This is a genomic window from Microcoleus sp. B9-D4, assembly GCF_036705105.1.
Lineage (GTDB): Bacteria > Cyanobacteriota > Cyanobacteriia > Cyanobacteriales > Microcoleaceae > Microcoleus.
This window is the reverse complement of sequence record NZ_JAUBTS010000008.1, coordinates 1-16,793: the sequence shown is the minus strand read 5'-3', so window position 1 is coordinate 16,793 and position 16,793 is coordinate 1. Positions and strand designations below refer to the sequence as shown.

Genomic DNA, 16,793 nt, shown 5'->3' with positions numbered 1-16,793 from the left:
TTTTTTGAAGTTTACATTAAGCCGGAGCAGCTTGTAAAGAAAAATCAAAGAAGTCTGACTGAGCTTGTGGTATATATTATGCTAACAAATACAAACAATTGAACCGAGTTATAAGCAATGACTAAAAGCGAAAGAACAGGTATGATTTCGCGACGGAATTTAATGCTGAGGGCTGGTGCAGGAATGCTAGCGGCAAGCTTGGCACCTGCGTTTTTACAAGCCGAAGCAGTAAAGGCAGAGGCAATCTCTGACATTACCCCCGACGGTGCTCTTAAGAAATTGATGGAGGGTAATCAACGCTACCTTCAGCAAAAACGGACATTTCCCGACCAAGCTCGATCGCGAGTTGTAGAAGTAGCAAAGGGTCAACATCCGTTTGCAACCATCCTGGCTTGTTCTGATTCAAGGGTTGCTCCCGAAATTATTTTCGACCAAGGATTAGGGGATTTATTTGATATCCGAGTAGCGGGAAATTTTCTCGACGATGTGGTTCTCGGTAATATAGAATATGCCACTTTAGAATTAGGGGTGCCGCTATTAGTAATTCTGGGTCACGAACGCTGCGGTGCTGTCAAAGCAGCTTTAGATGGCAAAGCTGTGCCTGGTCACATTAGCACTTTGGTGGCGGCGATTAAACCGGCAGTTGATGCCACCAAAGGTCAAAAAGGCGATGCCTGGGATAATGCAGTCAGATCTAACGTGAAAATGAATGTAAATAAGTTACAATCCTCCTCGCCTATTTTAGCTAAAGCAGTCAAAGCGGGCAAGCTTAAAGTTGTTGGGGGCCGCTACGATTTGGATAGCGGCAAAGTAGAGATAATTGCTTGATTTTGCTGGTAATTTTTACAGTTTGTAGGGGTAATGCCCCCGTGCTTACCCCGTCCGGTTCGAGGGGCAACCACGGGGGGATTGCCCCTACAAATTATTTGGTAACAAGTTTAGATCAAACCCATTTCTTGCAGGCCCCGGCGCAGGCGTTCTGCTTCAAAGGGGCGGCGCTGTTCGTGAAGGGCGATCGCTCTTTTGAATTCTGCTAAACTTTCTGGCATTTTGCCAATTTTGAGCAAGGCTACTGCCAAGTTTTGATGAGCTTCCGCGTGTTCAGGATCGATTTTAATGGCTTGTCGGTAATAGGCGATCGCATCTGCTAAATTTCCGGCTGCCTTCAGCGTCAATCCCAAATTGTAGTGACCTACTCCAAAATTAGGGTCAATTTTTAAAGCTGCTTTGTAAGCTTTTTCAGCAGATTTCAAATCTCCTTCATCTTTGAGCAAATTGCCCAAATTATTGTAAGCACCCAACTTGAGCGCCGGTAACACATCTGTATTAATAGCCGCTTGATAGTGTTCTTTTGCTTTGGCAAACTGCTGCTGCTGGCGATATGCAATTCCCAAATGATAGTTGAGTTCGTAAAGAATAGAATCATTAATGGCTTCCGCAGTCAAGCCTTTGGTTAATAAATTAATTCCCCGCCCGATTTGCCCGCTTTCTACATACAGCGCACCTAATTTGCTACAAGCATAAGCATCGTTTGGATAATAAGCCATATAGCGTTCCATTGCTGCTTGAGCTTTTTGGAATTTACTTTTTGCTGCGATCGCATCTTTTTGATAACCAGAGTGCCAAATCGCCACATCGGGGAGAGAAGCTATTGTCCATTTTGGCTCCCTCTGCAAAATCTCAGCCACGCTGTCGTCTACCATTGCGTGATAAGGGCGAGAAAAGCGGATGTCGGGGCGATTGCGAAACAAGCGCGACACTAGGGAATAGGGAGATTGAGAGGCACCGATTTCTTGACGGATGAGATTGATTAGCAGCAGCCGATCGCTCGCAATTGCCTGTTTAATTTGAGGTACAATCTCCGGTACTAAAACCTCATCGGCATCTAATACCAAAATCCAGTCGCCCTGGGCGTGCTTCAGACACTCGTTGCGCGCCACTGCGAAGTCGTCGCACCATTCAAAGTCATAAACCCTCGCCCCGGATTCTCTGGCAATTTCACGGGTGCGATCGCCCGATCCCGTATCCACCACCACAATTTCGTCAACAACACCCTTAACGCTGTCCAAAGTCCGCGACAGTGTTGCCTCTTCATTCTTCACAATCATGCACAGAGTCAGATTCATCGGGCGCAAGCTTTCCTCATTTCACAGAAATATTGTAATTTTTTTACCAGTAAAACACAAAAAGTCCCAGAAAAGATTCTCCTATTTCCCTTTTGGTTTGAGCATAAGTACCTTTCTTCCCTAGAAAAAGTGGGTTAACTCTTTTGAGATATTAAAAAGCGTCAAACTCGGAGGATTCATGAGAAATTCTACCACTTTCGGTTCCTCCCTACGGTAGAGGTGAGGGCCCGATAGCGGTTGTTATTCTAAGAACATAAGACAAGGCACGAGAAAAGTTTAAGTATTCAGGAGAAAGAGAAATGGGAATTATTGCTTGGATCGTTTTAGGACTGATTGCCGGTGCGATCGCCAAAGCCATTTATCCGGGAACTCAAGGCGGCGGTTTTCTGGCAACAACAGGTTTAGGAATTTTGGGCGCGCTAGTGGGAGGTTATCTAGGTCAAGTCTTATTGGGGACGAGCGGGGGAGCATCCTTCGGAGTAATTAGCCTACCCAGCATAGCTTTTGCAGTCGTCGGTGCGATCGTTCTACTTTTCATCTGGGGATTGTTAACTCAGCGTGCTGCATAACAAATATTGCCAATTCGGAGTCGATCGACTTTTAGGGTATTCATAAACCCGGTTTCTTGAAGAAACCGGGTTTATCATTTGTTTGTAGGCCCAGGCAGCTTACTCATTGCAAATCCGCGTTAAAAACCGCCATCAGACTCGGCAGTTGAAACCGCTGCATAGAGTCAAGCTTCGTCCGAACAGAGGGGGACTGAAGAATAAACGGGTAAAAAGCCCGGACTTGGTATCAATTAATCAATCCGCAAATTGAAAGGCAAGCGAACATAAACCCCCTGCGGGTCGTTCATCGACTTGATCACAGCTAATTCATCTTGCATTTTCTTAAATTCGGCCGTTAGCGGGTCGAGTTTGGCGGCTGGTTTCAAAACGTGAACGCCGGAAATTTTTTCCAAAATTCGCTCCTCCAAACTGCGGCGTTTTGGATATTCTTCTAACTTCCAATCGTCGCCGAGTTTAGCTTGCTTCGCAGCCTCTCTGACAGCATCTTCAAGACCGCCAATTTCATCGACTAAACCCAACTGTTTCGCCGCCGTACCAGACCACACCCTGCCTTGAGCAATTTCTTGTACCTTGTTTTTCGGCAGTTTGCGGGAGGTGGCGACTTTAGTAATAAATCGATCGTAAATGCGATCGACTACCCTCTGAATATTCGCCAATTCTTGAGGATTTTTCGGACGGGAAACCGTGTTAGTATCCGCAAAGCGGGCGGTTTTCACAACGTCCCAAGTCAGGCCGTTGTTAGCAGCCACCTTTTCGGCGTTAAACAGCATTCCAAAAACGCCGATCGAACCGGTAATCGTATTGGGTTCGGCAAAAATGCGGTTGGAACCCATCGAAATCCAATAGCCGCCGGATGCTGCTAAATTGCCCATTGAAACAATAACTGGTTTCTTTTTCCCCGTCAGCATCACTTCGCGTGCAATTACTTCGGCCGCCGTCGCGCTGCCTCCGGGACTGTTGACGCGCAAAACTACGGCTTTTACGTCGTCATCTTCTCGGATTTTCCGCATTGCTTGAGCGATGCGATCGCCTCCTACTTGAGTCGGGCCCCCTTCGCCGTCTACAATCTCTCCTTCAGCGTAAAGTATAGCAATTTGGTTTTTCTGGTTAGCATGAGTTGAGTTTTTATTCTCAGCAATTCTCGCGTAGTTTTTCAAACTAATTTGCTTGAAAGATTTGTTTTCGCGATCGGTTCCGGTGAGTTTTTTTAGTTCGGTCGATATTTCGTCAAAGTATACAACTTTATCAACTAACTTGTTTTTGAGAGCTTCGTCAGCCATCAAAGTTCCGCCATTATCTGCAAGCGCTTGCAGTTGCGGAACAGTCACTTTGCGGCTCGGAGCGACAGTTTGCAGGTATTCTCCCCACATATCTCCGAGCAACTTTTGAGTTTGCTGGCGATTTTCGGGACTCATTTTTGTGAGCAAAAACGGCTCAACGGCTGACTTGTATTTGCCGACGCGAGTCACTTGCACTCCGACGCCGTATTTTTCCAAAGCACCGGTGAAAAACATTGCCTGACTGCTAAAACCGTTGATTTCCAAAGCGCCGTAAGGATTGACTGCAATTGTATTAGCAACGGAACCGAGGTAATAATCTCGCTCGTTCCAGTCCATCTGGTAAGCAAAAATGGGTTTTTTGGCATCTCGGAAACGCTGCAATGCCGATCGAACTTCTTTGAGATTGGCAAACCCGCTGCTGCTCGAATCCGAGCTGCCTTCAAGATAAAGGCCAACGATTTTCGGGTCTTTTTTCGCATATTCGATCGTGTCTAAAACAGTCCGCAGCGTCACTGTATCGCCGGAATCTTCCGAAAGCACTTCTTCAATCGCCGCGCTAGTGCTACGGCTCGGTTTGCTGTCGGTGATATTTAAAGAAAGGTCTAATACCAATACCGACTTATCTTTAACTTGCGGGCCTGAATCTTTAGACGACGATGCCGCCAGAGCAATTAGTAGTACCAGTCCCCCCAATCCGATGCTGCCCAGCAGCAGCAGTCCTAGGAAGGTTCCCAGTAAACTTGCACAGGTATATTTTAGGAAATCTTTCATTAGATAATTGGTTATTGGTTATTGGTAATTGGGCATCGTTAACTGTTGACTGTTGACTGTTGACTGTTGACTGTTGACTGTTGACTGTTGACAGTTAACTGTTAACGATGCTGTTCGGCATTTAAAAGACGATAGTATGGTGCGTCAGTACAGAAGTGGTTCCCTTGTAAGCGTAAGTGTTCTAACTGACGCACCCTACAAGCCTCTGTTAACTGTTAACTGTTGACTAATGCCAACTAACAACTGCCAACTGCCAACTGCCAACTAAGAACTGCCAACGGCCAACTGACTCACTTTTATCTTAACCTTTCCAAAACCCCAGAATGTTTTAACTCATCCAAATTACCGCAGCCCGTACAGAACATCACGGTAGCGATTTCTGCAATTAAAACCTCAGCTAGAACCCCTGCTGCTGATTCCGATTCCGCTGCAGCTTGTAGAAACGGCCGCGCCAGTCCCGCAATATCCGCGCCAAGGGCGAGAGCCTTGGCTGCATCCAACCCGTTTTGCAAGCCTCCAGAGGCAATTAGGGGAACATCCGGCGCTACGGCGCGGGTGCTGACAATGCACTCGGCTGTCGGTATTCCCCAGTCGGCAAAGGTTGCGCCTAACCTGCGCTGCTTGCTATCTTTGGCTCGCTCTCCTTCTATTTTCGCCCAAGAAGTGCCTCCGGCTCCGGCAATGTCGATCGCACCTACCCCGGCGGCGAGCAATTTCTTTGCCATTTTTCCTGAAATACCGTTGCCGACTTCTTTAGCAATAACTGGTACTGGTAATTGATCGCACAATTTGGCAATTTTATCGAGCAGTCCTTTAAAGTTAGTATCGCCTTCGGTTTGGACGCACTCTTGCAGCGGATTGAGGTGCAAAATTAGGGCATCTGCTTCTAAAAGATCAACAATTTTTTGGCACTCTTCCAAACCGTAATTGTAGTTTAATTGAACGGCTCCGATATTGGCGAACAGTAGAATATCGGGAGCGCGGCGACGGACGGCAAATGTAGGAGCTAGTTCAGGATTTTCTACAATAATTCGCTGGGAACCAACTCCCATTGCCAGTTTGTATTCTTGAGCGACATCGGCGAGGCGATAATTGATTGTCTGGGCTAATTCTGTGCCGCCGGTCATCGAGGAAATTAGCAGGGGAACGGCTAGTTTTTTGCCGAGAAATGTGGAGGTTAAATCGATTTCGGTGCGATCGAGTTCTGGCAAACAGCAGTGTTCAAAACGGTAGCGTTCGAGGCCGCTGGTAGTTTCGCGAAATTGTACGTCTTCTTCGAGGCAAATCCGCAGGTGGTCTGCTTTGCGGGTTTCGGTTTGCGAGGGGGAGGTTAGCGGCAAGTTCACAGTGGCTATTTGGGGAAAGAGTTGTGATTTGGGAATATAGCAATTTTATTTCATTTTTGATATTTTTTTTATGAACCGCAGAGAGCGCAGAGGGCGCAGAGGAGAAGAAAGGAGAGAGGTTCGCAAATGTTGTAAGGGTTGCTGTATTATCCAGGAACAGTCAGCGGCATTCCGTTATCTGAAGGTTTCAATTTTAGTAAAAAAGGAACTGCTTTTTGCACCCATGCTTTGACAGATGGGTAATTGGCCGCATCTTCGCCAAAACAAATGTCCAGCATATCTGTGTGAATTATCCCCGGATTCAAAGGAACTGCTGCCATACCTGCGGGCAATTCTTGAGCGAGCGATCGCGTAAGTCCTTCTATTGCCCACTTGGAAGCGCAATAGGGCGCGACTTCCGGCGAAGTTGACCTTCCCCAACCAGAACTAAAGTTGACAATTATGCCACTTTTTCGAGCAATCATTGCCGGGACAAAGTGGCGAATTACATTAGCCGTACCTTTAATGTTAACATCAATTACCTGCGAAAATTCTTCGTGGCTGACATTCCAAAGAGGCGCGAGATGATTAGCTACGCCTGCATTATTAATTAACAAATCTGGCGGCTCATTTTTTGCCAGCATTTCTGTTGCCCAAGCTTTTACTCGATCGTCGTTGGTGACATCCACACAAGTAAAATGGTGGGGCGCACTATATTTTTGGTTGAGTTTTTCCACCGCTTCGGAAGAACGGGCGCATCCCAAAACTCTATGTCCCAATTCCATAAACTTTTCGGTCATGGCAAGACCAAGACCGCGACTGACTCCGGTAATTACAATTAATTTTGTCATAGATTTGTTGCTATTTTCGTCTTAAGTAATACAATACATATTGACGGGTAAATTGACAAATAGATCGCAGGGGGAAAGCATGAAAGTAAAAGCAGCAGTTGCTCGCAGTGCCGGCAAACCTTTGAGCATTGAAACGGTTGATCTAGATGGGCCGAGGGCTGGAGAGGTACTGGTGGAAATTAAAGCGACGGGTGTTTGTCACACTGACGCTTACACTCTTTCCGGTGCAGATCCTGAAGGCTTGTTTCCGGCTATTTTAGGCCACGAGGGAGCCGGGATTGTCGCAGAAGTGGGGCCGGGAGTAACGAGTGTCAAAGTGGGCGATCGGGTAATTCCTCTATACATTCCCGAATGTCGCAACTGCGAATATTGTTTGAGCCGAAAAACTAACCTCTGTCAAGCAATTCGCGTAACTCAAGGCCAGGGAGTGATGCCCGACGGCACGAGCCGGTTTTCCATAGATGGGCAGAAACTATACCATTACATGGGAACTTCTACCTTTGCTAATTATACAGTATTGCCAGAAATTGCGGTAGCAAAAATTCGCGAAGATGCTCCTTTTGATAAAGTTTGTTTAATCGGCTGCGGCGTAACAACTGGCATCGGCGCTGTCATCAATACAGCGAAAGTAGAGCCTGGTTCTAATGTGGTAGTTTTCGGTTTGGGCGGCGTGGGTTTGAATGTAATTCAAGCGGCTCGCATGGTGGGAGCTAACATGATTGTCGGCGTAGACTTGAATCCCGACAAGCGAGAGATGGCGGAAAAATTCGGCATGACTCACTTTGTCAATCCCCGCGAAGTGGAAGGCGATTTAGTGCCTTATTTAGTAGATTTAACCAAAGGCGGAGGAGATTACAGTTTTGAATGTATCGGCAACATTAATGTGATGCGCCAAGCTTTAGAATGCTGCCACAAAGGTTGGGGCGTGAGCGTAATTGTCGGGGTAGCGGGAGCCGGTCAAGAAATTAGTACCCGCCCGTTTCAGCTAGTAACTGGTAGGGTTTGGAAAGGGACGGCTTTTGGTGGCGCAAAAGGCAGAACTGATGTTCCTAAGATTGTTGATTGGTACATGGACGGTAAAATTGATATTGACAGTCTGGTAACTCAGGTAATGCCGATCGACAAAATCAACGAAGCCTTTGATTTAATGCACAAAGGCGAAGTAATTCGCACAGTTTTGACATTTTGAACAAAAATCTTTCTCTCTTCCCTCTTCCTCTGCGCCCTCTGCGCCCTCTGCGGTTAAAAAAAAATTAATTCAAAAATGAAATAGAATTAACATGATATCAGACTCCCTAAAACTGCACAAAGAACAGAAAAGTTTCGGTGGCAAACTCGGCTTTTACAGCCATCAATCCTCAACCTGCAACAGCGAGATGAAATTTGCTGTTTACCAGCCCCCCCAAGCTTTATCTCAACCCGTACCAGTTTTGTATTTTCTATCAGGTTTAACCTGCACAGAAGAGAACTTTATGGCAAAAGCGGGGGCGCAAAAATGGGCGGCCAAATACGGGTTCATGCTGGTTGCGCCCGACACTAGCCCGCGCCAGACTGGTATCCCTGGCGAAGATGACGATTGGGATTTAGGAAGCGGTGCGGGTTTTTATGTTGATGCGACAGCCGCACCTTGGAATGCTCACTATCGAATGTACAGTTATGTGGTTGATGAATTGCCGAATTTAATCGCCGAAAATTTTCCAACTATACCGGAAAAACAGGGAATTTTTGGTCATTCGATGGGCGGACACGGGGCGTTAATTTGCGCTTTGAAAAATGGATCTCGCTATCTTTCAGTTTCCGCTTTTGCGCCTATTTCCGCGCCAATGCGCTGCCCTTGGGGACAAAAAGCTTTTGCAAACTACCTCGGCAGCGACAAAGATATCTGGAGGGATTGGGATGCTAGCGAATTGGTGCTTGAGGCGCAATACAACCGTCCGATTCTGATTGACTGCGGCACGGCTGATTCGTATCTGGTTGACGGGCAGTTGTTGCCGGAAGTGTTCGCGGAAGCTTGTGCAAAAGCGGGACAGCCGCTAACTTTAAGGATGCAGGAAGGTTACGATCACAGCTATTATTTTATAGCTAGTTTTATTGAGGATCACATTCGCCATCATGCGGCTGCTTTGTGTGAGTGAACTTTAGTTTGTAGTAAGGAATTTAGTCCTTAAACCTAATTTCATTGTGCAGCGCACTCCAGGGGACTAAAAGCATATCAGCTATTTGCGATTGTCCTCTAGCCCTGTAGATATCCATAGCTTTCTCAAAATCTTCAATTCCCCCCTGTAAATCTCCTGTTCCACTTCGAGCAGTAGCACGAATCATGTAAGCTTCTACAAAGTCAGGATTGAGATTTATTGCTTCAGTAAAAGCTGCAACTGCTTCCTCGTACAGCCCCCTGCGACCGAGGTCGAATCCTTGTTCGTAAAATTCTCGAGCTTCCATCGCATTTCTTAATTATCGATCTAGTTAATTCTGGAGCGTCGATATAGAAGTTTTTAAGCAGATGAAATAGAGCAGACGGGTAAGGACACGGCAGTCCAGTTGATGGTTTGTAGTGAGGAATTTAGTCCTTAAAAGAAGGACTGAACTCCTCACTACAAACGGTTAATTAAGATCAATCGGAAATACCCAGTCTTTATAATTGCTGTCGCGATTTTCGATAATCCCGGTTAGTTTGTCCAAAATCTTTTCGGTGATGGGTCTGTTTTTGGGCAAGTGATAGTTTTCTACTCGCTTAATTGGCGTGATTTTGGCTGCGGTTCCGCAGAGGAAAATCTCGTCTGCAATCAATAGTTCTGATCTATCAACGGGTCTTTCTATGACTTCAATTCCTAAGTCTCTGGCGATTGTGATTACGCTGTCTCTGGTAATTCCTTCGAGAATATCTTGCTCGAAACCGGGAGTAACTAATTTACCGTTTCTGGCGACAAATATGTTCATTCCTGAAGCTTCGCTGACTTTTCCCTGAGTGTTCATCATAATTGCTTCGTCGAAGCCGGATTCTACTGCTTCGGTTTTGGCTAAAGCTGAGGTGATGTAGGCGCCGCTAATTTTACCTCTTAAGGGCAAACTGCGGTCTTCTTGGCGATACCAAGAGCTAATTCTACAGTTGACTCCTTCTTTGGGCAAATAGTCGGAAAGTTCTAATCCGTAGACAAAAAAGTCGGTTTCTACGTTGTGCAGTCGGGGGGCAATTCCTAAACTGGATGTGTAGATAAAAGGGCGGATATAAAATGATTTTGTTGGTTTGTTTTTCTGGACAAAATCAATAATTATTTGTTGGATTTTGCTAGCTGGCAAATCGCAGTGGAGGAAGCTGGCACTTTGACTTAATCTTTGACAGTGGCGGTCTAATCTAAATAGCAATATTCGATCGGCATTTTGGGGGTCGGGAATTCCCCGTAACCCGCCTAAAACTCCGGTTCCGTAGTGCAGTGCGTGGGTTGCTATGGAAATTTTGGCGTCGGTAAATGGGAGAAATTGGTTTTGAAAGTAGGCAATTGGTAGAAAACTATCCATGATTCAAGCTGGCGATGAGTAATGAGTCCGCGAGGAATGGTGAATTTGGTTATATTACCATAAGTTATAGCATTTGAGATTTGAGATTGAGAATGACTGATTTCATAAGGGTTTGAAGCTTGCCTACAGTTAGATTGTTTTTTAAGACTGATATTATTCTTTTGTTGTGATATCAATTTATAAAATAATATCAAGAGCGGTCACTTTGGTTGATAATTGTTTGGGGAAAAAGTGCGATCGTCTTCTGCAAGCTTCGCTAACGACTACAAACAAAAATCAACCAAGGGGCAACAATGGCACGTAAATGTTTCATCATTGAAATGGGGATGGGTATAGACCAGCACGGGCAGGAACCGACTGTAGCCTGTGCAAGGGCTGTACGGAATGCGATCGCCCATAATGCTCTGCTGGGGGTCTGGGAAGTGGCAGGTTTGACTGACCCGAATCAGATGATTGTTGAGGTGAAGGTGGCTGTTCCTTACCCGGAACAAGTGCGGGAACAGGAGGTGTTGGCGGTGCTCCCTTTTGGCAGCAAAACTCTGATTGTGGAGCAAGGAGGCATGATTGTGGCAGGAAGGGCGATCGCCTCTCTGAATGATAAAAATGATGAAATGCTAATCGCGGTGGCGGCTGTGACTGTTTTTGTGGACACTGAGGACTAATTAATTTTGTGTTGTTTGAATAAATCTGCGGTGAAGTTCGATCGCCCGATCGCACTTGCTTGTTTCCGCGATCGGGCCAACGCCTGTCTGTTAAAAAATGATTAATTTAGGCTAAGTTGTAGGGTGCCCCCGGAGAGCTCGCATGAAATACCCTAGAAAATCTGAGGCTCTGAGGCACCCTAGAATAGGTCTGTTGGATGGTAAGGTTTATTTCCGCCTACCTAGTTAATTTTGAAGTTTTAATTGATAATTTTTAATTTCTCAGGCGACCGGGTATGTAAGCAAGCCAGCAAAAACCTACGATTAAGAACAGCCACGTCACGGTAATATTGCAGCCCAACAAGTTGCGGAGAAAATCTTCCATTGTTCTCAAAAATTATAGGGTTTCAAATAATTTATTGCTGTTCCCTCTCGGAGCAGATGAGGTAGAGTCCGATCGGGTTTTAGGCGATCGGACTCTACCTCATCTACCTAATATTACGGCTTGCTGGTATCTGCCAACATTTGGTTAACCATTTGCAAGTGCGCCTGAAGGTTCGGCAACTTCTGGGTGGCCCAAGCCTTCAAGTCGGGATCTTGTCCCTGTTGAGATTGAGCCTGAAACAGAGCAATAGCCTGATTGTGGCTCTCGATCATAGCCTGCTTGTAAGCAGTGTCAAAACTTGTACCGGAGAGTCCCGAAAGTCGCTCCATCAAAGCTGTGTTCTGGGTAGTCATCTCGGTTGGCAATTCAACCTGCTTTTGCATTACTAACTGCATCAGTTCTTGATTTGCCCGAGTGTGTTCCTCAACCATTTCTTGCCCGTATTGTTTCACACTAGCACTAGAACCGCGCTGCACTGCCAATCTGCCGAGTTCTACTTCCAGCATACCCAGTTGACCTGCTTGCATGACAAAGGTTCTGTCTTTGCTGCTGAGAGAATTAGGCGAAGTTTCGCCACCTCTGGGAGTGTTGGGAGAACGACCGGGAGTGTTGTTGGTGGGGGTATTTGGAGAACGGCCGGGAGTGTTGTTGGTGGGGGTATTTGGAGAACGACCGGGAGTGTTGTTGCTGGGAGTATTTGGAGTGTTGGGAGAACCGCCAGGATTGTTGTTGTTAGGATCTGTAACAGGAGGTCCCGGAGAATTAGGATCGTTTAAGTCGTTATCAGCAAGCTCAAAAACTCGATCGCCCGACTGGTTGAAGCCGTGAGTCTGGCGGTTTAATTCTGCGAATCCCGGCACAGCTATCAAGGAACTAACGCCGGCAATTCCGGCAACTGTTACCAATTTTTTGAACAAATTTTTGCGATTGAGTGAAGTCATGAATTTCTAAGCCTCTAAGTTGTTTTCAAAAGTATGTGAAGCGAAACTATCCCGTAGGGAATCGCCAGAAACTACCGATGGGAGGGTGTACTGCCTTTCCGAAACAAGTTGATCAAACCAAACGCGCCCAAGGCACCCAGCCACCCGAAATTGTTGGGGCTATCGCGCCGAGCACTCAAAACTCCAGAATTAGTATCAGCCGGCGTCGATGTGGTACCGGTTGTACCGGTTGTACCAGTGCCAGTCGTACCAGTTGTACCGCTTGTACCAGTGCCAGTCGTACCAGTTGTACCCGTTGTACCCGTGCCAGTCGTACCAGTTGTACCCGTTGTACCGGTGCCAGTCGTACCAGTTGTACCGCTTGTACCCGTGCCAGTCGTATCGGTTGTACCGCTTGTACCCGTTGTACCCGTTGTACCGATGCCAGTCGTACCGCTTGTACCCGTTGTACCCGTTGTACCCGTTGTACCGCTTGTACCCGTTGTACCCGTTGTATCGGTACCCGTTGTACCGCTTGTACCCGTTGTACCCGTTGTATCGGTGCCAGTCGTACCGGTTGTATCGGTGCCAGTCGTACCGCTTGTACCGCTTGTACCCGTGCCGCTTGTACCCGTACCGGTTGTATCGGTGCCAGTCGTACCGCTTGTACCGGTTGTATCGGTGCCAGTCGTACCGCTTGTACCGGTTGTATCGGTGCCAGTCGTACCGGTTGTACCGCTTGTGCCTGTCGTACCGCTTGTGCCAGTCGTACCGCTTGTACCCGTGCCAGTTGTACCGGTACCGCTTGTACCGGTACCGCTTGTACCGCCAGCACCGCCGCCAGCACCGCCGCCAGCACCGCCGCCCGTACCGCCCGACTGGGCTGAAGCAGGCACTGCTAAGGAAACCGTTGCTAAACCTAAAGTACAAGCGCTTGCTAAAACAACTTTCAACAATTTAGAAGATTTCATGGTAATGCTTGCTTTTGCATAGAGTGCTGCGATCGCTTGTGATGCCAAAACCGCAGGGTCAACTTGACAGCGTAACGTGCAAATTTTATAACCTTTGCTGCGGAATAATGAAGGTAAGGGGGCAAATTTAGTCCCGTTCCCTCGATGATTTTTCCCTGATTAATTACACCGCTACGTTAACAGTTTATAAGCTATTACGTATGCTTCAAGTTCGCCATTCATCTTTAGGAATATTTGACAAAATGGCTTTTTATTTCAGGTGGTGGATGAAATTTGATTGAGCGGCAGACTAGCTCTCTCAAAATTTGTGTACGGGGGATAAAAAGCGGGTTGATCTGAAAAATTTTGGGTTGAGTAACGAGACATATAAGCATCAACCCGGTTTCTCAGACAAGCGGCCGCTTCTTCCTATAAATTTTCCCCGGCTGCAGGTGCTTTGAGCCAGAAATTATTGATTTTGTCACCATCACTTTTGGCTTAGCACTCCGCCAGATGAGTTAGTTTAAAATTTTTTTGAGCGCTATTTTTCCTTAACTTGCTGCTGGCAATTTTGCCCCTCGTAGCATACAGATCAAACTTTCTCAGGAAACTAAATTCTCTCAAAACGCCCGATCGCTCGCTCCGAGTCGCCAGAACACCTGCAACCCCGCAACAGCAAGGCTTTTGACTGGGATTTGAGTTGCCTCAAACAGCAAGGCGAACTGAGGGCTATCCGAGTCGAACCCGTGCGACATTAAATTAAGCAGGGGTGGCGCACTCGTGAGAATTGCTTGTGAGTGCGATCGGCTAAACTCTCATATAGTAAAGCCAAAACTATGCCCGATAGCGCTTATTCCCTAACACATTTCACAAGCAGACATCAAGTATGCTGTATCGAATTATTGCCAGAATTGGCTATCTAATGTTCATCGCTTTTTCTAAGTTCGCAAGTTAAAAAGCCGAAATCAGATTAATCGATGTTTGAGCAAGGAAATTACCCAAATCCTGCCCAACCAGCAACCGCAAGCCCATTGCCTTCTAGGGTCAGAATAAATTTAATATTACATCTGTCCTAGGAATGAGAAAAATGCGGTTTAAAACTTGCTTTTAGAGAGAGGAAAGTAGTTGCTTCTCGTATATAAGATTAAATTTATGTTTAATAATTAGAGGTCATTATGCCAGAACAACAATTTGACACCTTACCTTCGGAAGCACAAGAACTCCCCCAAGGAGCTAAACAAATTTTTCAGGCTGCTTTTAAGAGCGCTAGCGAAGATGGAATGAGCGCAGATGGTGCTACTAGCGTTGCTTGGAACAGTGTAAAATCTGAATATGTTCAAGGCGAAGGTGGCACGTGGCATCACAAGGGCGACGATACTAACCAAACCCGCAAATCTGTACAGTCTGGTGGCAATTAGTTATCAGGCATTAGTAATATCGTGTCCGCTAACATAACCCCTATCCGCTGTGTAGTGAGGCCTTCATTCCTCAAATTTTGATTTGGAGAACGAAGAATTCTCACTACCAACCAATTGTAGTGACGTTATTCTAGCGGGCATGATATCCTCAGTCATTAGCAATGTACTCATCACTTGTGGTTAATGCTTTACGTTGATAGCGGTTGGAATCGCGGTGAAACAGCAGTTAATGTAGCCTGTTAATAGGCTGGCGCATATCCCATTGCAATTCGGCTAAAACGAGCAAGCTAAATACCATTACGCTTCCCGTAAAGAGGAAAGACCAACCGCCCGTGTAAGGCAAAATCAAAATCCCCAACATGTGAAATAAACTTGCTGCTAAAAGCGCGCGCGATCGCACTGCAAATCCAGTCGCCAAATACCCAATTCCGCTCATTCCCAACCACAGGGGACAGAGATTCGCCAACACTTTTCCCCAACTGAGAAAAATTGCTAAATCGGTCAGCAGCAATCCTAATAACATTAGTATTACCCAACCGTAAAGCACCCAAATCAGGCGTTCTATTTTGACCCAAGAGTATGTCATGCTTACCATTGCTGCTGTACCTACGAGGCTGAGCGCTGACCACAAACCGGCTTGCAGCATCCAACTCACCGAAAAAAATTGTGCTGTGCCGAATATGGGTATCAACAGCAAGCTCCACAGCAAGCAAGTTCGATCGAGACAAGTATAAAATTGTGAATAAAATCGATCTTTGCCAAGGGGAAACTGAACCTGCCAAAGCCCTTCTAAATCCTGAACCTCGATGTTAAGCTGTTTCCGGCGCAGAGGGGGAACTGAATAATTAAAAAAGGTCATATCTGACACTATTAAAATTTACAATTATTTGCTTAGGTACTATCTCACCAGCAATCGCTCTAATTGCAATCTGTCAATCGGATTAATCTAGTTAATTGGATAATCTGTCGGCAGTAATACTTATTCGAGCGCACCAGGTAAAACAGGAATAGATAGATTGTACAAGTTGATAAAATAGCTCTTGCGACAGATGGCTGGAATATTACTTATTCGATACTTTGAAAATAGTCAACTTTGTTACAGAATTTATGCTCACTTCATCCCATCCTCTGAAACAGGTATTCCACTGCCCTGAAGAATCGGATTTTTACGCGCACTGCTTGGAAAGTTTAGTGTTAAATGCTAGTGACAATTCTCGACTTATCGTAGAGTTTGGTTCAGGAGAGGGAAGTCCAGTTATTAAGTCTTTGCTGAGAAGTGATTTTGATGGGACAATACAGGGATTTGAGCTAAATAATGTAGCGTGGAAAATTGCTCAGTCTCAAATTAAGGAATATCAACTGAGCGAAAAATACACAGTCAACAATTGCTCTTTTTTTGATTCGCCTTTATACGAGTCGGCGGATTGTGTCATCTCAAATCCGCCTTACTTGCCGGCGGTGGATGATAAGATTTACCAGCCGCTGTTGCACGGGGGGAGTGATGGTTCGACAATTGCTAAGAAACTTTTATCTTTGGGGAGCGATGAAGTGTTGCTGATGGTTTCTAGCTATTCTAATCCTGTGGGTTTGATCGATTATGCCTTGGATCGAGGCTACTCGGTTGCAAATTTTGAAATTGCACCTTTAAGTTTTGGCTATTATAGTTCGGAACCCAAGGTGAAAAGCGCGATCGCCACTCTCAGAGAACAGGGAATGGCTTTTTATTCGGAAAATATCTATCTGCTGGCTGGAGTTTTGTTTAAGAAGCACCAAAAGTCGCAAAGAGATTTGTCGATCGAGCTAATTCAGTTAATGACAGCATTTTAAAATACAGCAACAGGCAAGATGCCTGTTCCACCCTTGTCAGCAACAGGCAAGATGCCTGTTCCACCCTTTCAGCAACAGGCAAGATGCCTGTTCCACCCTTGTCAGCAACAGGCAAGATGCCTGTTCCACCCTTTCAGCAACAGGCAAGATGCCTGTTCCACCCTTGTCAGCAACAGGCAAGATGCCTGTTCCACCCTTTCAGCAACAGGCA

Annotated in this window: 17 protein-coding genes; 8 read left to right on the top strand and 9 right to left on the bottom strand. The window is 46.1% G+C overall.

Annotated features, from left to right (window positions below; translation table 11 throughout):
• Nucleotides 1-117: 117 nt before the first annotated feature.
• Nucleotides 118-828, top strand: a complete 711-nt coding sequence (locus QUB24_RS06985; protein ID WP_333151864.1) for a carbonic anhydrase — start codon at nt 118-120, stop codon at nt 826-828.
• 110 nt (nt 829-938) lie between these two features.
• On the opposite strand, the gene QUB24_RS06980 is transcribed toward QUB24_RS06985, so the two are convergent.
• A complete protein-coding gene (locus QUB24_RS06980; RefSeq protein ID WP_333151863.1) occupies nt 939-2,126 on the bottom strand; it encodes a tetratricopeptide repeat protein in 1,188 nt (395 codons plus the stop codon).
• Nucleotides 2,127-2,425: 299 nt separating this feature from the next.
• Between QUB24_RS06980 and QUB24_RS06975 the strand changes: the two genes are divergently transcribed.
• Nucleotides 2,426-2,695 carry a GlsB/YeaQ/YmgE family stress response membrane protein gene (locus QUB24_RS06975; RefSeq protein ID WP_333144671.1) on the top strand — a complete coding sequence of 90 codons (270 nt, stop codon included), beginning with the start codon at nt 2,426-2,428 and terminating at the stop codon, nt 2,693-2,695.
• A 230-nt stretch (nt 2,696-2,925) separates the two neighbouring features.
• Here the strand turns inward: QUB24_RS06975 and sppA are convergent, their stop codons facing one another.
• The 3 genes from sppA to QUB24_RS06960 all read right to left on the bottom strand — a co-directional run bounded on the left by sppA (nt 2,926) and on the right by QUB24_RS06960 (nt 6,922).
• Complete coding sequence (sppA, locus tag QUB24_RS06970; RefSeq protein WP_333151861.1) at nt 2,926-4,746, bottom strand: signal peptide peptidase SppA; 1,821 nt, start codon at nt 4,744-4,746, stop codon at nt 2,926-2,928.
• 296 nt (nt 4,747-5,042) lie between these two features.
• The gene (gene fni, locus QUB24_RS06965) at nt 5,043-6,092 is read right to left on the bottom strand and encodes a type 2 isopentenyl-diphosphate Delta-isomerase (RefSeq protein WP_333151859.1); all 1,050 of its coding nucleotides are present in this window, start codon (nt 6,090-6,092) and stop codon (nt 5,043-5,045) included.
• A gap of 146 nt (nt 6,093-6,238) precedes the next feature.
• The gene (locus QUB24_RS06960; RefSeq protein ID WP_333151857.1) at nt 6,239-6,922 is read right to left on the bottom strand and encodes an SDR family NAD(P)-dependent oxidoreductase; all 684 of its coding nucleotides are present in this window, start codon (nt 6,920-6,922) and stop codon (nt 6,239-6,241) included.
• 79 nt (nt 6,923-7,001) lie between these two features.
• Here QUB24_RS06960 and QUB24_RS06955 point away from each other — a divergent pair, with 79 nt between their 5' ends.
• A complete protein-coding gene (locus QUB24_RS06955) occupies nt 7,002-8,111 on the top strand; it encodes an S-(hydroxymethyl)glutathione dehydrogenase/class III alcohol dehydrogenase (protein ID WP_333151855.1) in 1,110 nt (369 codons plus the stop codon).
• 91 nt (nt 8,112-8,202) lie between these two features.
• Nucleotides 8,203-9,057, top strand: a complete 855-nt coding sequence (fghA, locus tag QUB24_RS06950; RefSeq protein ID WP_333151853.1) for an S-formylglutathione hydrolase — start codon at nt 8,203-8,205, stop codon at nt 9,055-9,057.
• A 22-nt stretch (nt 9,058-9,079) separates the two neighbouring features.
• Here fghA and QUB24_RS06945 read toward each other — a convergent pair whose 3' ends face one another.
• Both QUB24_RS06945 and QUB24_RS06940 read right to left on the bottom strand, forming a co-directional pair.
• Nucleotides 9,080-9,364 (bottom strand): tetratricopeptide repeat protein, encoded by a 285-nt coding sequence (locus tag QUB24_RS06945; protein ID WP_333151851.1) that lies wholly within the window; start codon nt 9,362-9,364, stop codon nt 9,080-9,082.
• Nucleotides 9,365-9,526: 162 nt separating this feature from the next.
• Nucleotides 9,527-10,441 (bottom strand): branched-chain amino acid transaminase, encoded by a 915-nt coding sequence (locus QUB24_RS06940; protein WP_333151849.1) that lies wholly within the window; start codon nt 10,439-10,441, stop codon nt 9,527-9,529.
• 293 nt (nt 10,442-10,734) lie between these two features.
• Between QUB24_RS06940 and QUB24_RS06935 the strand changes: the two genes are divergently transcribed.
• Nucleotides 10,735-11,103 (top strand): Lin0512 family protein, encoded by a 369-nt coding sequence (locus tag QUB24_RS06935; protein WP_333151848.1) that lies wholly within the window; start codon nt 10,735-10,737, stop codon nt 11,101-11,103.
• Between the two features lie 477 nt (nt 11,104-11,580).
• On the opposite strand, the gene QUB24_RS06930 is transcribed toward QUB24_RS06935, so the two are convergent.
• Together QUB24_RS06930 and QUB24_RS06925 are read right to left on the bottom strand one after the other, a co-directional pair.
• A complete protein-coding gene (locus QUB24_RS06930) occupies nt 11,581-12,408 on the bottom strand; it encodes a DUF4142 domain-containing protein (protein ID WP_333151845.1) in 828 nt (275 codons plus the stop codon).
• Between the two features lie 71 nt (nt 12,409-12,479).
• Nucleotides 12,480-13,358, bottom strand: coding sequence for a hypothetical protein (locus tag QUB24_RS06925; RefSeq protein WP_333151843.1), 879 nt, complete (start codon nt 13,356-13,358; stop codon nt 12,480-12,482).
• 1,154 nt (nt 13,359-14,512) lie between these two features.
• Between QUB24_RS06925 and QUB24_RS06920 the strand changes: the two genes are divergently transcribed.
• The gene (locus tag QUB24_RS06920) at nt 14,513-14,755 is read left to right on the top strand and encodes a ChaB family protein (RefSeq protein WP_190662935.1); all 243 of its coding nucleotides are present in this window, start codon (nt 14,513-14,515) and stop codon (nt 14,753-14,755) included.
• A 226-nt stretch (nt 14,756-14,981) separates the two neighbouring features.
• Here QUB24_RS06920 and QUB24_RS06915 read toward each other — a convergent pair whose 3' ends face one another.
• Nucleotides 14,982-15,614, bottom strand: coding sequence for a hypothetical protein (locus QUB24_RS06915; RefSeq protein WP_333151841.1), 633 nt, complete (start codon nt 15,612-15,614; stop codon nt 14,982-14,984).
• A 248-nt stretch (nt 15,615-15,862) separates the two neighbouring features.
• On the opposite strand from QUB24_RS06915, the gene QUB24_RS06910 reads away from it, so the two are divergent.
• Together QUB24_RS06910 and QUB24_RS06905 are read left to right on the top strand one after the other, a co-directional pair.
• Entirely contained in the window at nt 15,863-16,582 is a 720-nt protein-coding gene (locus QUB24_RS06910; RefSeq protein ID WP_333151839.1) for an SAM-dependent methyltransferase, read from the top strand.
• 18 nt (nt 16,583-16,600) lie between these two features.
• Nucleotides 16,601-16,793, top strand: a 193-nt coding sequence (locus tag QUB24_RS06905; protein WP_333151837.1) for a hypothetical protein, incomplete at its 3' end; no start/stop codon positions are given.

Coding starts and splice junctions, on each gene's coding strand:
- QUB24_RS06915 (WP_333151841.1), bottom strand. CDS start 15,614: ATGACCTTTTTTAATTATTCAGTTCCCCCTCTGCGCCGGAAACAGCTT.
- sppA (WP_333151861.1), bottom strand. CDS start 4,746: ATGAAAGATTTCCTAAAATATACCTGTGCAAGTTTACTGGGAACCTTC.
- QUB24_RS06945 (WP_333151851.1), bottom strand. CDS start 9,364: ATGGAAGCTCGAGAATTTTACGAACAAGGATTCGACCTCGGTCGCAGG.
- QUB24_RS06955 (WP_333151855.1), top strand. CDS start 7,002: ATGAAAGTAAAAGCAGCAGTTGCTCGCAGTGCCGGCAAACCTTTGAGC.
- QUB24_RS06935 (WP_333151848.1), top strand. CDS start 10,735: ATGGCACGTAAATGTTTCATCATTGAAATGGGGATGGGTATAGACCAG.
- QUB24_RS06960 (WP_333151857.1), bottom strand. CDS start 6,922: ATGACAAAATTAATTGTAATTACCGGAGTCAGTCGCGGTCTTGGTCTT.
- QUB24_RS06985 (WP_333151864.1), top strand. CDS start 118: ATGACTAAAAGCGAAAGAACAGGTATGATTTCGCGACGGAATTTAATG.
- QUB24_RS06980 (WP_333151863.1), bottom strand. CDS start 2,126: ATGAATCTGACTCTGTGCATGATTGTGAAGAATGAAGAGGCAACACTG.
- QUB24_RS06910 (WP_333151839.1), top strand. CDS start 15,863: ATGCTCACTTCATCCCATCCTCTGAAACAGGTATTCCACTGCCCTGAA.
- QUB24_RS06930 (WP_333151845.1), bottom strand. CDS start 12,408: ATGACTTCACTCAATCGCAAAAATTTGTTCAAAAAATTGGTAACAGTT.
- fghA (WP_333151853.1), top strand. CDS start 8,203: ATGATATCAGACTCCCTAAAACTGCACAAAGAACAGAAAAGTTTCGGT.
- QUB24_RS06940 (WP_333151849.1), bottom strand. CDS start 10,441: ATGGATAGTTTTCTACCAATTGCCTACTTTCAAAACCAATTTCTCCCA.
- QUB24_RS06975 (WP_333144671.1), top strand. CDS start 2,426: ATGGGAATTATTGCTTGGATCGTTTTAGGACTGATTGCCGGTGCGATC.
- QUB24_RS06925 (WP_333151843.1), bottom strand. CDS start 13,358: ATGAAATCTTCTAAATTGTTGAAAGTTGTTTTAGCAAGCGCTTGTACT.
- QUB24_RS06920 (WP_190662935.1), top strand. CDS start 14,513: ATGCCAGAACAACAATTTGACACCTTACCTTCGGAAGCACAAGAACTC.